This is a genomic window from Nonomuraea ferruginea (assembly GCF_039540635.1).
Classification (GTDB): domain Bacteria; phylum Actinomycetota; class Actinomycetes; order Streptosporangiales; family Streptosporangiaceae; genus Nonomuraea; species Nonomuraea ferruginea.
The window spans coordinates 156,094-167,523 of the sequence record NZ_BAABFD010000019.1 but is presented as its reverse complement, the minus strand read 5'-3'; the positions used below and the strand labels follow the sequence as shown (position 1 = coordinate 167,523).

Genomic DNA, 11,430 nt, shown 5'->3' with positions numbered 1-11,430 from the left:
CGAGCGGATCTTCTGGGGGTAACCTGGGGCGATGATCCTCGGCATCGGGGTCGACGTGGTCGACATCGCACGCTTCCGCGACGCTCTGGAGCGCACACCCGCGCTGCGCGAGAGGCTGTTCACCGAGGTCGAACGGGATCTCGCGATCCAGTCGCTGGCCGCCAGGTTCGCCGCCAAGGAGGCCGTGGCCAAGGCGCTCGGCGCGCCGCGCGGGCTGAGCCACCTGGAGGCCGAGGTGCGCCGCGACCGCAGCGGCAGGCCCGAGCTGTGCGTCACCGGCGAGGCCGCCGAGGTCGCCCGCCGGCTGGGGGTCCAGCGCTGGCACGTCTCGCTGAGCCACGACGGCGGCGTCGCGATGGCTTACGTGATCGCCGAAGGATAGTTTGGTCAGGGTGTTCACCGCCTACACCGCCGACCAGATCAGGACCGCCGAGCGCGCGCTGATGGCCACCCTGCCGCGGGGCACGCTCATGCTGCGCGCCGCGACCGGGCTGGCCGCCGTCTGCGCCGCCATGCTTCCCCGCGTGTACGGGAGCCGCGTCGTGCTGCTCGTGGGCAGCGGCGACAACGGCGGCGACGCCCTCCACGCCGGGGCGGTCCTCGCCAGGCGCGGCGCGGGGGTGACGGCGGTGCTCGCCGGCTCCCGCGTCCACGAGGCGGGCCTGGCCGCGCTCCTGGCCGCGGGCGGGGTGTCCCGGAAGCCCGGTGGCGGGGACGACGTCCGCCGTGCCGTCGAGGGCGCAGACCTGATCGTCGACGGGCTGGTCGGGATCGGGGCGTCGGGGGCGTTGCGCGAGCCGTACGCCGGGCTGGCGGAGACGGCCGGTCACGCCGCCGCGCCGGTCGTCGCCGTGGACGTGCCCAGCGGCGTCGACGCCTCCACCGGCAGGGTCGAGGGGGGCGCGGTCCGGGCGGCGGTGACGGTGACGATGGGGGCGCTCAAGACCGGCCTGCTGGTCGACCCGGGCGCCGTATACGCGGGCCGGGTGGAGCTGATCGACATCGGGCTCGGCCCGTACCTGCCAGGTCCTGACGTCGCCGCGCTCACCCGCGCGTCCGTACGGGCCACGCTGCCGCGACCGGCGGCCGCCTCCGACAAGTACCGCAGGGGAGTGGTCGGCGTCGTCGCGGGCAGCGACCAGTACACCGGCGCCGCGGTGCTCGCCGTCGGCGGCGCGCTGCACGCGGGGGCGGGCATGGTCCGCTACGCCGGGCCCTCCCGGCCGGTCGGCCAGGTGCGGGCCCGCTGGCCCGAGGCGGTCGTGACCGAGCTGGACGAGCCGTCGATCGACGACGTGGGACGGGTGCAGGCGTGGGTGCTCGGGCCCGGGCTCGGCACCGGCCGATGGGCCCGCGAGCTGGTCCTCCGGGTGCTCGCCACCGACGTGCCCGTGCTGGTGGACGCCGACGGCCTGAACGTCGTGGCCCACGACGTCTCGCTGCTCCGCCGTACCGCGCCGGTCCTGATCACCCCGCACGCGGGCGAGCTGGCGCGGCTGACCGGGGCGGCGCGCGGTGACATCGAGGCGGCGCCGCTCGCGCACGCGCGGGCGGCGGCGGCCGAGCTGGGCGTCACCGTGCTGCTCAAGGGGTCCACCACGGTCGTCGCCGAGGAGGGCGAGCCGGCCCGGGTCAACGGCACGGGCACGCCGTGGCTGGCCACCGGCGGCACCGGCGATGTGCTGTCCGGCATCGCGGGGTCGCTGCTCGCCCAGGGGCTCGGCGCGCGGGACGCCGGCTCGTGCGCCGCCTACCTGCACGGCCTGGCCGGAAGGATCGCCGCCGACGGAGCGCCGCTCACAGCCGCCGCGGTGGCCGAGGCGCTCCCCGCCGCCATCCGGTCGCTGGACGAAGAAAGCGCGCGGAGCCGGGTGCCGTGAGCGGCGAGATCGTGGGCCCGGCCGCCTCCGAGGGCTGAGTGCCGTCATCGGGGTTCTGAGCGGCGGAAATCGCGCTCGACCACGTTCAGGAGCTGCCAAACTAGAAGGATGAGCTCCCCGATGGCGACGCCCGCGGAGGCGCGGGTAGACCTGACCGCGATCAGGCACAACGTGGCGCTGCTGCGCGAGCGGGCGTCCGGCGCCGAGCTGATGACCGCCGTCAAGGCCGACGCCTACGGGCACGGGCTGGTGCCCGCCTCCGAGGCCATGCTGGAGGCCGGCGCGGGCCGGCTCGGCACCGCGTTCGTCCAGGAGGCGCTCGACCTGCGCGCCGCCGGCGTCACCGCGCCGATCCTGGCCTGGCTCATCACGCCCGGCGAGCCGATAGGCGAGGCGATCGGGGCCGACGTCGAGGTGTCGGCCTCCGACGAGCGGCTGCTCGGCGAGATCGCCGCCGCCGCCCGCGCCACCGGCGTCACCGCCCGCGTCCACCTGGAGGCCGACACCGGCATGAGCAGGGGCGGCGCGCCGCTCGCCGCCTGGCCCGGCCTGCTGCGCAAGGCGCTGGAGCTGCAGGCGGAGGGCGCCGTCGAGGTCGTCGGCATCTGGTCACACTTCGCCTGCGCCGACATCCCCGGCCATCCAGCCGTCGAATCCCAGACCGACGCCTTCGAGACCGCGCTCAAACTGGCCGAGCAGGCGGGCGTGGCCGGCTCCCACGTGATCAGGCACCTCGCCAACTCGGCCGCCGTGATGACCCTGCCCAGGACGCACTTCGACATGGTGCGCGCCGGCATCGCCGTCTACGGTCTGAGCCCCGTCCCCGAGCTGGGCGACTTCGGGCTGCGCCAGGCCATGACGCTCGTCGCGCGCCTCGCCATGGTCAAACGGGTGGCGGAGGGCTCGGGGGTGTCCTACGGGCACCTCTACGTGACCGGCCGCGAGACCACGCTCGGCCTGGTCCCGCTCGGCTACGCCGACGGGATCCTGCGCCACGCGACCGACCGCGCGGAGGTGCTGGCCGGCGGCAGGCGAAGGCGGGTGGCCGGCCGCGTGTGCATGGACCAGTTCATGATCGATGTGGGTGACGACCCGTTGCGGGCAGGCGACGAGGTCGTCCTGTTCGGACCGGGAGACCGGGGCGAGCCGACCGCTCAGGAGTGGGCGGATACCCTCGGCACGATCACGCATGAGATCGTGACGAGGATCGGGGCGCGCGTGCCGAGGGTCTACGAGGGACAGAGGACATGACGACGACAACACGCCGCAGGTTCGGGATCGCCGGCGCGCTCGTCGGCGCGGCGTCCGCGGGCATCGCGGCCGCGGCCATGGCCAAGCGCTACGCGGTCGGCCGCATCCGCCTCCGCCCCGACCTGGAGGCCAGCGAGCCCTTCGGCGAGCTGGGCGGCAGCTCCCACACGCTCATCACCTCCGACGGCGTGGCCCTGCACGTCGAGGTCGACGGGCCGAAGGAGCGAAGGCCCCCGGAGGAAGGCGGCGACGACGGACACGACGCGCCGCTGACCGTCGTGCTGTGCCATGGCTACTGTCTCAGTCTCGAATCGTGGCACTACCAGCGCAGGGACCTGCGCGAGCACCACCGCGTCGTGGTGTGGGACCAGCGCTCGCACGGCCGCTCCCAGCGCGCCGTCTCCGGCGACACCTCGATCGACCGGCTCGGCGACGACCTGGCCGAGGTGCTCGACCAGTTCGTGCCGGGGCCGTGCGTGCTCGTCGGCCACTCCATGGGCGGCATGACGATCATGGCGCTCGCCGACCGCCACCCGGAGCTGTTCGGCGACCGGGTGCGCGGCGTCGCCCTCATCGCCACCTCCGCGGGCAAGCTGGCCGAGCTGACGCTCGGGCTGCCCGCGCTGGTGTCCAAGGCCGTCCACAAGGTCGCCCCGACCACGGTGTCGATGCTCGGCCGCCGGGGCTCCCTCGTCGACCGCACCCGCCACGCGGGCAGCGACATCGCCTTCCTGCTGACCCGCTACATGGCCTTCGGCGACTCCAAGAACGTCAGCCCCACGCTCGTCGACTTCGCCGAGTCCATGATCAGGGCGACCCCGACCGAGGTGGTCGCCGACTTCTATCCCGCGCTGATGAACCACGACAAGCTGTCCGCGCTGCACGTGCTCGACCCGGTGCCGACCGCGATCATGGTCGGTGACCAGGACTGGCTGACTCCCCCCGACCACAGCCGCGCCATGGCCGAGGCGCTGCCCAAGGCTCAGTTCATCGAGGTGCCCGACACCTCGCACCTGATCCAGCTCGAACGTCCCGGCGCCGTCACCGACGCGCTCCGCGACCTGATCAAGAGGGTGGGCGTGTGAGGCTGCGCACCGCCGAGGAGACGCGCGCGTACGGCACGCGCCTTGCATCCCTGCTGCGCCCCGGCGACCTGCTGGTCCTGTCGGGCCCGCTCGGCGCCGGCAAGACCACGCTCGTGCAGGGCATCGCCGAAGGGCTCAAGGTCCGCGGGCCGATCACCTCGCCCACGTTCGTCATCGCCCGGGTCCACCCGTCGCTGTGCGGCGGCCCCGCGCTGGTCCACGCCGACGCCTACCGGCTCGGCGGCGACCTGGAGGTGGACGACCTCGACCTCGACGCCTCGCTGGAGGAGTCGGTGACGGTCGTCGAGTGGGGCGAGGGCCTGGTCGAAGGGCTCGCCGAAGACCGCCTGGAGATCCACATCGACCGCGAGTCGGGCGACGACGCCCGCACCGTGACCCTGCGCGGCGTCGGCCCGCGCTGGGCCGACACGCCGACTGACGCCGCACAAGAGTAAAACCCGCACCAACTCCGGGTCATGCTGACACCCTTGACGTACCTTCGCCATGACGAGAAACATGATCATTGGTAAGGGTTGGCCCAGAAAATCTGGGTATCAGGAGGGCGGTATCCACGAAACCGGTGGATGCTAGGAAAAGAGCGGCGGAGTGGGGTGCGGCGGTGCTCAGGGTCAGGCGAGTCGCTTATGCGGGGGCCATCCTCATGATCGGCCTCATGGGCTGCGCGGCGGAGGCGCAGACACCGGCGGAGAGCTCCACGCCGACCGGCAGCCCGACAGGCACGGGCCAGCCGACCGCCACCACCACCGCAACCACGACGGCCACCACGACGGCCACGGCGACCGCCACTCCGGCGGTCTCCTCCATCTCGGTCCAGCTCAACCCCGACCGCGTCACCGCGGGCGAGAGCTCCACCGTGTGGATCCTGGCCAACTGCCCGGCGCCGCAGGGCGGGCCCGCCCACACCGGCACCGCCACGTCCAGGGCGTTCGTCAGCGGGGTCACGCTCAACCCGACCACCTCGGGCGGCACGCCCAGCCCGACCGGCAACGCCGGGGGCGACTGGGTGCGCGGTCAGGCGCAGATCTCCGGAACGGTCCGGCGCGGCTCGTACCGCGTGGACGTCAAGTGCGACGGCACCAACCACTCGGGCCGCGCCACCCTGCGCGTGGCCCGCGCGGAACCGCTGCCCAGCGACGTGCCCACCAGGGCGCCCAGGGCGGGCGGCGGCGGCACGTTCGGCAAGGAAGTCGACGAGGGCACGTCGATCCCGCTCGGCGGCGTCGGCGCGGCCATCGGGCTGGCGCTCGCCGTCGGCGTCGGCGTGGCGGTCAAGCGCCGCCGGTCCTAGTCATGGCGAGTTCCGGACGGGTGGTGCTCGCGGGCGCCGTCACGGGCCTGGTGCTGGTCGCCTTCGGCCAGAGCATGCAGCAGCCCGAGCAGGCCGCGGCCGCGGTCGTGCCCGAGACCATCGGCATCCCGTCGATCGACGTCGAGGCGCCGCTGATGAAGCTCGGCGTGAAGAACGGCGAGGTCGAGCTGCCGCCCTACGAGAAGCCCGAGATGGCGGGCTGGTACACCGGCAGCGTGGTGCCCGGCGAGAAGGGCGCCTCGGTGATCATCGGCCACGTCGACACCAAGACCGCGCCCGCCGTCTTCTACAAGCTCCGCCACCTGCGCAAGGGCTCGAAGGTACGGGTCGAGCGGAGCGACGGCAAGACCGTCACGTACAAGGTCGACGCCGTCGAGCAGGTGCACAAGGACGAGTTCCCGCTCAGGAAGGTGTACGTCGAGGACGGGCTCAAGCTCGTGACCTGCGGCGGAAGGTTCGACGCGGCCCAGGGCGAGTACGTCGACAACATCATCGTGTACGCGTCGCGCGCCTAAAACCGGTTGCCCCGCACCCGATCATGGATGCATGAGCACTCGGACGAACCCGCCGGCGACCGGCGTGCGCGTACCCTGGCAGGACGTCCACGCCGGCGTGCGCGCCGCCGTGGAGGAGTTCCTCGGCGGCCGGGTGGCCGAGGCGGTCACCCAGGACGGCGGCTTCTCCCCGGCCGCGGCGGTGCGGCTGCGCACCGACGGGGGCCGCCGGGCCTTCGTCAAGACCGTGAGCCCGGAGCAGAACCCCGACTCCGTCCTCATCTACCGGGCGGAGGCCGCGATCTCCGCCGCGCTGCCCGCCGCCGTGCCCGCTCCCCGGCTGCTCACCTCCTTCGAGCTCGACGGCTGGGTGACGCTGGTGTTCGAGGACATCGAGGGGCGCCATCCGGTGACGCCGTGGCGCCGCGACGAGCTGGACCTGGTGCTCGCCGCCGTGCGCCGGATGGGCGCCGAGCTGACGCCGTCGCCCATCGACGCGCCGCCCATCGCGGAGCGGTTCGGTGACGCGTTCCGCGGCTGGCGCAGGCTGCTGGGCGAGGACACCGCCGGGCTCGACCCGTGGGCGCTGCGCCATCTCGCCGCGCTGGCCGAGCTGGAGTCCGGCTGGGCCGAGGGGGCCGCGGGCGACACGCTGCTCCACTCCGACCTGCGCGCCGACAACCTGCTGGTGGCCGGTGACCGGGTGTACGTCGTCGACTGGCCGTGGGCGTGCACGGGAGCCGCCTGGTTCGACCTCATGGCCATGCTGCCGTCGGTGGCCATGCAGGGCGGGCCGCCGCCGCAGGAGCTGCTGCCCGACCCGGACCCGGCCATCACCGCCGCGCTGGCCGGGCTGACCGGCTTCTTCCTGCGGCAGAGCCGTCAGCCGGCCCCGCCGGGGCTGCCCACCCTGCGCGCCTTCCAGCACGCGCAGGGCGCCGAGGCGCTGGAGTGGCTGCGCCACCGCACGGGCTGGGCCTGAGGATCGCGTACGGGCGCGGTGGGGTGTGAGCCGCGGGTAGGCTAAACAGTCGTGCTGGTCCTGGCCTTTGACACCGCGACGCCCGCCGTCACCGCCGCTGTCCACGACGGCGAGCGGGTGCTCGCCGAATCCACGACGATCGACGCGCGCCGCCACGGCGAGCTGCTGGCGCCGGCCGTCGAGCGGGTGCTCGCCGAGGCGGGCGTGCCGCTGCGCGAGGTGACGGCCGTCGTCGCGGGCCGCGGCCCCGGCCCCTACACCGGCCTGCGCGTCGGGCTGATGACCGCGCAGGCGCTGGCGGCCACGCTCGGCGTGCCCGCCCACGGCATCTGCACCCTCGACGCGCTGGCGTACGGCAGCGGCCTCGACGAGCCGTTCCTGGTGGCGACCGACGCGCGGCGCAAGGAGGTCTTCTGGGCCCGCTACGCCGACCGGCGCACCAGGCTCGACGGCCCGTCCGTCGACAAGCCCGCCGAGGTGCCCGTCGAGGGTCTGCCGGTGGTCGGCGCCGGAGCCGGTCTCTACCCCGGCGCGCTCGGCCCGGCCCGCGAGCCCGCCTACCCGCACGCCGGGTTCCTGGCCGCGCTGGCGGCCGAGCGCATCGCGGCGAGCGTGCCGCTCGACGAGGCCCGCCCGATCTACCTGCGCCGCCCCGACGCGGCCGTGCCGGGCGCGCCCAAGCGGGTGACGGCGTGAGACTGCGCCAGATGACCGAGGGCGACCTGCCGGAGGTCATGGCGATCGAGCGCGCCACGTTCCCGCTCGACGCGTGGAGCGAAGGCATGATGCGGGGCGAGCTGGCCGACCAGCCGCGCACCAGACACTACGTGGTGGCCGTGGTCGACGACGTGATCATCGGCTACGCCGGGGTCGCGGTCGCCGCCGACCAGGCCGACGTGCAGACGATCGCGGTGCTGCCGGCCCACCGCGGCACCGGCGTCGGCGCCGCCATGCTCACCGAGCTGCTGGCCGAGGCGCGCCGCCGCGGGGCTCGCGAGATCTTCCTGGAGGTGCGGGAGGACAACCCGGTGGCGCGCGGCCTCTACGAGCGATTCGGGTTCGAGAGCATCGGCACCCGCCGCCGTTACTACGACGACGGCACCGACGCGATCATGATGAGAAGGAAGCAGGATGGCTGACGCACCCCTGGTCCTGGGCATCGAGACGTCCTGTGACGAGACAGGCATCGGCCTCGTCAGGGGCCACACGCTGCTGGCCAACACCATCGCCTCCAGCATGGACGAGCACGCCCGCTACGGCGGCGTGGTGCCCGAGGTCGCCTCGCGCGCCCACCTGGAGGCCATGACGCCCACCGTGGACGCGGCGCTGGCCGCGGCCGGGGTGAAGCTCTCCGACGTCGACGCGGTGGCCGTCACCGCCGGGCCGGGGCTGGCCGGGGCGCTGCTGGTCGGCGTGGCCGCTGCCAAGTCGTACGCCCTCGGCCTGGGCGTCCCGCTCTACGGCGTCAACCACCTGGCCGCGCACGTCGCCGTCGACCAGCTCGAACACGGGCCGCTGCCCAAGCCGTGCATCGCCCTGCTGGTGTCCGGGGGCCACTCCTCGCTGCTGCTGGTGCCCGACGTGGCCGCGGACGTGATCTCGCTCGGGTCCACCGTGGACGACGCGGCGGGGGAGGCGTTCGACAAGGTGGCGCGGGTGCTCGGGCTGCCGTTCCCCGGCGGCCCGTACATCGACAAGGCGGCCCGCGACGGCTCCGGCACGGCGGTCGCCTTCCCCCGCGGCAAGATCGACGACGGCACGCTCGACTTCTCCTTCTCCGGGCTCAAGACCGCCGTCGCACGCTGGGTGGAGGCCCGTGAGGCCGCGGGCGAGCGCATCCACGTGCCCGACGTGGCGGCCTCGTTCCAGGAGGCGGTCGTCGACGTGCTGACCCGCAAGGCGTTGCAGGCGTGCCGGAAGTACGACGTGCACGACCTGCTCATCGGCGGCGGGGTTGCGGCCAACTCACGGCTACGCGCCCTGGCCCAGGAGCGGTGCGACGCGGCGGGCGTGCGGCTGCGCGTGCCCCGCCCGGGGCTGTGCACCGACAACGGCGCCATGGTGGCCGCGCTCGGCTCCGACCTGGTGGCTGCCGGGATCGCGCCTTCTGCGCTGGACATCCCCGCCGACTCGTCCCTGCCGATCACGACCGTCAACGTCTGACCGCGCGGGCGCGCTCAGACGGTCTCGTCCAGCTGTTCGGCCAGCCGCTCCAGCCCGCCCTTGATGAGCCGGCCGTAGCCGTCGTCGCCGAGTGCGCCGATCTCGGCCCGCGCCTGCTGGAGGTGCTCGCGGGCGCGGCCGAGATCGCCCAGCTTGCGGTAGCACTCACCCAAGTTCAGGTGCAATGACGGATACAGGCCGGCCACCGATAGCGGCACCCCGGCCTCGGCCACCCGCTCGTCGGTGACCTGGCCGACGGCGGCGAGCGCCCGCAGGTCCCACGTCAGTTCCTCGTGCACGTCGTCCTGCACGTCGGCCATCGAGTGGGCGAGGACGCAGACATGCAGCGGGTCGCCCTGCTCGCCGCCGATGTCGTCCCAGATCTGCGCGAACAGGTCACGAGCGGCATCACGCTGCCCTTGGTGGTGATGTAACTCCACTCCCTGGGCGATCCGGGCCATCGTGGGGTCGGTGGTCATGAGCGGCTCCTCCACTGTCGCTGGCGATCATGGTGAGCCTACTCGCCGTGCGTCGCTCAGCGCCCTTCCGCCGGCTCGCGTACGGGGGAGCCGCGTCAGTCCTTGGCGCGGCTCGGCCGCAGCAGTGCTTCGGCGAGCGCCAGCATGGTCTCCTCCAGGGCGCCCAGGCGCTTGTTGAGGTCGGTGGTGGCGGGCTGGACGATGTCCGAGACGGTCTCGGCGAGCGTGTCGCGGTCGGGGCGGGAGCGGACGATCTCGGCGAGCGAGGCGGCCGCCTCGGTCAGCCGTTCGCCGTGGGTGTCGAGCAGCTCGCCGATGCCGAGGGCGGCAGGCAGGCCGTCGATGCGGCGGCCGACCGCCTCCAGGGTCTCGCCGGCCTGCTCGGCGCGGGTGTTGAGGCCGGTCAGGTGGGCGTCGAGGCCCTCGACCCGGTGGGCCAGGCGCTCCTCGGCCTCGCCCAGGCGCCCGTCGAGCGAGGTCAGGCGGTCGTCGATGCCGGCGAAGCGGTCCTCGTGGCGGCCCGCGGCCTTGCCGAGGCGGCCGTCGACGGCCTCCAGGCGTTCGTCCTGCGCGGTCAGCCGGTCCTCGACCGTGTCGAACCGCCCGACCTGGGCGGTCAGCCGCTCGTCGATGGCGTCGAACCTGTCCGCGTGCGTGACGAGGTGCCGGTCGACGGCGTCGAAGCGGCCGGTCAGCCGCGTGTCCGCGGCGTCGAGGCGGTCGGCGTGGGCGGTGAGCCGCTCGTCGATCACGTCGAAGCGGCCGGTGTGCGTGTCGAGGTGCTCGTCGATGGCGTCGAAGCGGCCCGCGTGGGAGGCCAGGCGGGCGTCCAGGGCGTCGAAGCGGCCGGTGTGGGAGGTCACGCGGGCGTCCACGCCGCGCAGGCGGGCGTCGACGTCGGCCAGGCTCTCCTCGGCCGTCTCGAACCGGGTGTCGAGCGCCATGAGCCGGCTCTCGACCCGGTCGACCCGGCCGTCGACGCCGTCGAAGCGCCCGGACAGGTGCTCGCCGACCTCGTCGACCCGGGCCCGCACCTCGCGGGCGGCGCTCGCCACCCGCTCGTCGAAGGTGTCGGACAGGTCGAGCACCACGCCCTCGACGCGGTCGGTGCGGGAGTTGAGCTCGGCCAGCGACTTGTCGAGCCGGGTGAACCGGCCGGCGGCCACCTCCATGCCCGCGCTCACCTGCGCCAGCCTGGCCGTGACGTCACCCATCCGCTTGGCCATGTCGTCGGTGAAGTCGACCACCGTCTGCAGCCGGCCCAGCGTCTCCTCCATCCCCTCGCACACGGCGGTGACGTCGGCGCGCAGCTTCGGCAGCTCCATGACCGGGTGGACGCGCTTGCCGACCGACTCCACGGCCGAGTCGACGCCGCCGACCTGCTCGCCCACCGCGTCGACGTGGTCGCGCACCGCCTCGACGTGCTGGGCCAGGCCCTCGGCCCACAGGGGCGGCTTGGCGGCGATGTCGTCCAGCCTGCCGCTGACGGTCTCCAGGGTGCCGCTCAGGCCGCCCAGCTCGCGCTCGCGCACCTCGCGCAGGAGCCATTCCATGCCCTCCAGCCGCTGGCGGATCTCGTCGAGCACGGCTCCCTGCGTGCGCTGCTCGTACACGTGATCCTGGGCGGCACGTGCCAGCAGCTCCCGCATCCGCTCCGAGATGGCGGTCTGGCCACCCGCCGCCTGCAGCAGAGTGGTGTGGTTGGAATGGTCCACCGAAAGGCTCCTTCGCTGTCGACGGTCTGCCGCGTAGCGGTGGGATGGTCC

At 73.9% G+C, this 11,430-nt stretch carries 13 protein-coding genes; 11 read left to right on the top strand and 2 right to left on the bottom strand.

All coding sequences use genetic code 11. The features are described 5' to 3' along the window. The first annotated feature begins 31 nt into the window (after nucleotides 1–31). From ABD999_RS32295 to tsaD, 11 genes are all read left to right on the top strand, one after another. Nucleotides 32–382, top strand: a complete 351-nt coding sequence (locus ABD999_RS32295) for a holo-ACP synthase (protein ID WP_148036814.1) — start codon at nucleotides 32–34, stop codon at nucleotides 380–382. Nucleotides 383–392: 10 nt separating this feature from the next. Beyond that, entirely contained in the window at nucleotides 393–1,880 is a 1,488-nt protein-coding gene (locus ABD999_RS32290; RefSeq protein WP_345483048.1) for an NAD(P)H-hydrate dehydratase, read from the top strand. Nucleotides 1,881–2,000: 120 nt separating this feature from the next. Further along, on the top strand, nucleotides 2,001–3,131 hold the full coding sequence (alr, locus tag ABD999_RS32285) for an alanine racemase (protein WP_271274760.1): 1,131 nt from the start codon (nucleotides 2,001–2,003) through the stop codon (nucleotides 3,129–3,131). Further along, a complete protein-coding gene (locus ABD999_RS32280; protein ID WP_271274688.1) occupies nucleotides 3,128–4,216 on the top strand; it encodes an alpha/beta fold hydrolase in 1,089 nt (362 codons plus the stop codon). Before alr ends, ABD999_RS32280 begins: the two co-directional genes overlap by 4 nt. Next, entirely contained in the window at nucleotides 4,213–4,671 is a 459-nt protein-coding gene (tsaE, locus tag ABD999_RS32275) for a tRNA (adenosine(37)-N6)-threonylcarbamoyltransferase complex ATPase subunit type 1 TsaE (RefSeq protein WP_148036817.1), read from the top strand. The genes ABD999_RS32280 and tsaE overlap by 4 nt, the downstream gene beginning before the upstream one ends. Nucleotides 4,672–4,877: 206 nt before the next feature. Then, nucleotides 4,878–5,525: a hypothetical protein gene (locus ABD999_RS32270; protein ID WP_187281615.1), complete on the top strand. Its 648-nt coding sequence runs from the start codon at nucleotides 4,878–4,880 to the stop codon at nucleotides 5,523–5,525. A 2-nt stretch (nucleotides 5,526–5,527) separates the two neighbouring features. Then, the gene (locus tag ABD999_RS32265; RefSeq protein WP_187281616.1) at nucleotides 5,528–6,061 is read left to right on the top strand and encodes a class F sortase; all 534 of its coding nucleotides are present in this window, start codon (nucleotides 5,528–5,530) and stop codon (nucleotides 6,059–6,061) included. Between the two features lie 31 nt (nucleotides 6,062–6,092). Continuing rightward, nucleotides 6,093–7,022 (top strand): aminoglycoside phosphotransferase family protein, encoded by a 930-nt coding sequence (locus tag ABD999_RS32260; RefSeq protein ID WP_271274689.1) that lies wholly within the window; start codon nucleotides 6,093–6,095, stop codon nucleotides 7,020–7,022. A 51-nt stretch (nucleotides 7,023–7,073) separates the two neighbouring features. Further along, complete coding sequence (tsaB, locus tag ABD999_RS32255) at nucleotides 7,074–7,718, top strand: tRNA (adenosine(37)-N6)-threonylcarbamoyltransferase complex dimerization subunit type 1 TsaB (protein WP_271274690.1); 645 nt, start codon at nucleotides 7,074–7,076, stop codon at nucleotides 7,716–7,718. A gap of 11 nt (nucleotides 7,719–7,729) precedes the next feature. Further along, complete coding sequence (rimI, locus tag ABD999_RS32250; protein WP_271274761.1) at nucleotides 7,730–8,161, top strand: ribosomal protein S18-alanine N-acetyltransferase; 432 nt, start codon at nucleotides 7,730–7,732, stop codon at nucleotides 8,159–8,161. Continuing rightward, entirely contained in the window at nucleotides 8,154–9,185 is a 1,032-nt protein-coding gene (gene tsaD / locus ABD999_RS32245) for a tRNA (adenosine(37)-N6)-threonylcarbamoyltransferase complex transferase subunit TsaD (protein WP_148036822.1), read from the top strand. Before rimI ends, tsaD begins: the two co-directional genes overlap by 8 nt. Nucleotides 9,186–9,199: 14 nt before the next feature. Here tsaD and ABD999_RS32240 read toward each other — a convergent pair whose 3' ends face one another. Together ABD999_RS32240 and ABD999_RS32235 are read right to left on the bottom strand one after the other, a co-directional pair. Continuing rightward, nucleotides 9,200–9,664 carry a tetratricopeptide repeat protein gene (locus ABD999_RS32240; protein WP_148036823.1) on the bottom strand — a complete coding sequence of 155 codons (465 nt, stop codon included), beginning with the start codon at nucleotides 9,662–9,664 and terminating at the stop codon, nucleotides 9,200–9,202. A 95-nt stretch (nucleotides 9,665–9,759) separates the two neighbouring features. Continuing rightward, on the bottom strand, nucleotides 9,760–11,379 hold the full coding sequence (locus tag ABD999_RS32235; RefSeq protein WP_271274691.1) for a hypothetical protein: 1,620 nt from the start codon (nucleotides 11,377–11,379) through the stop codon (nucleotides 9,760–9,762). Nucleotides 11,380–11,430 lie beyond the last annotated feature (51 nt).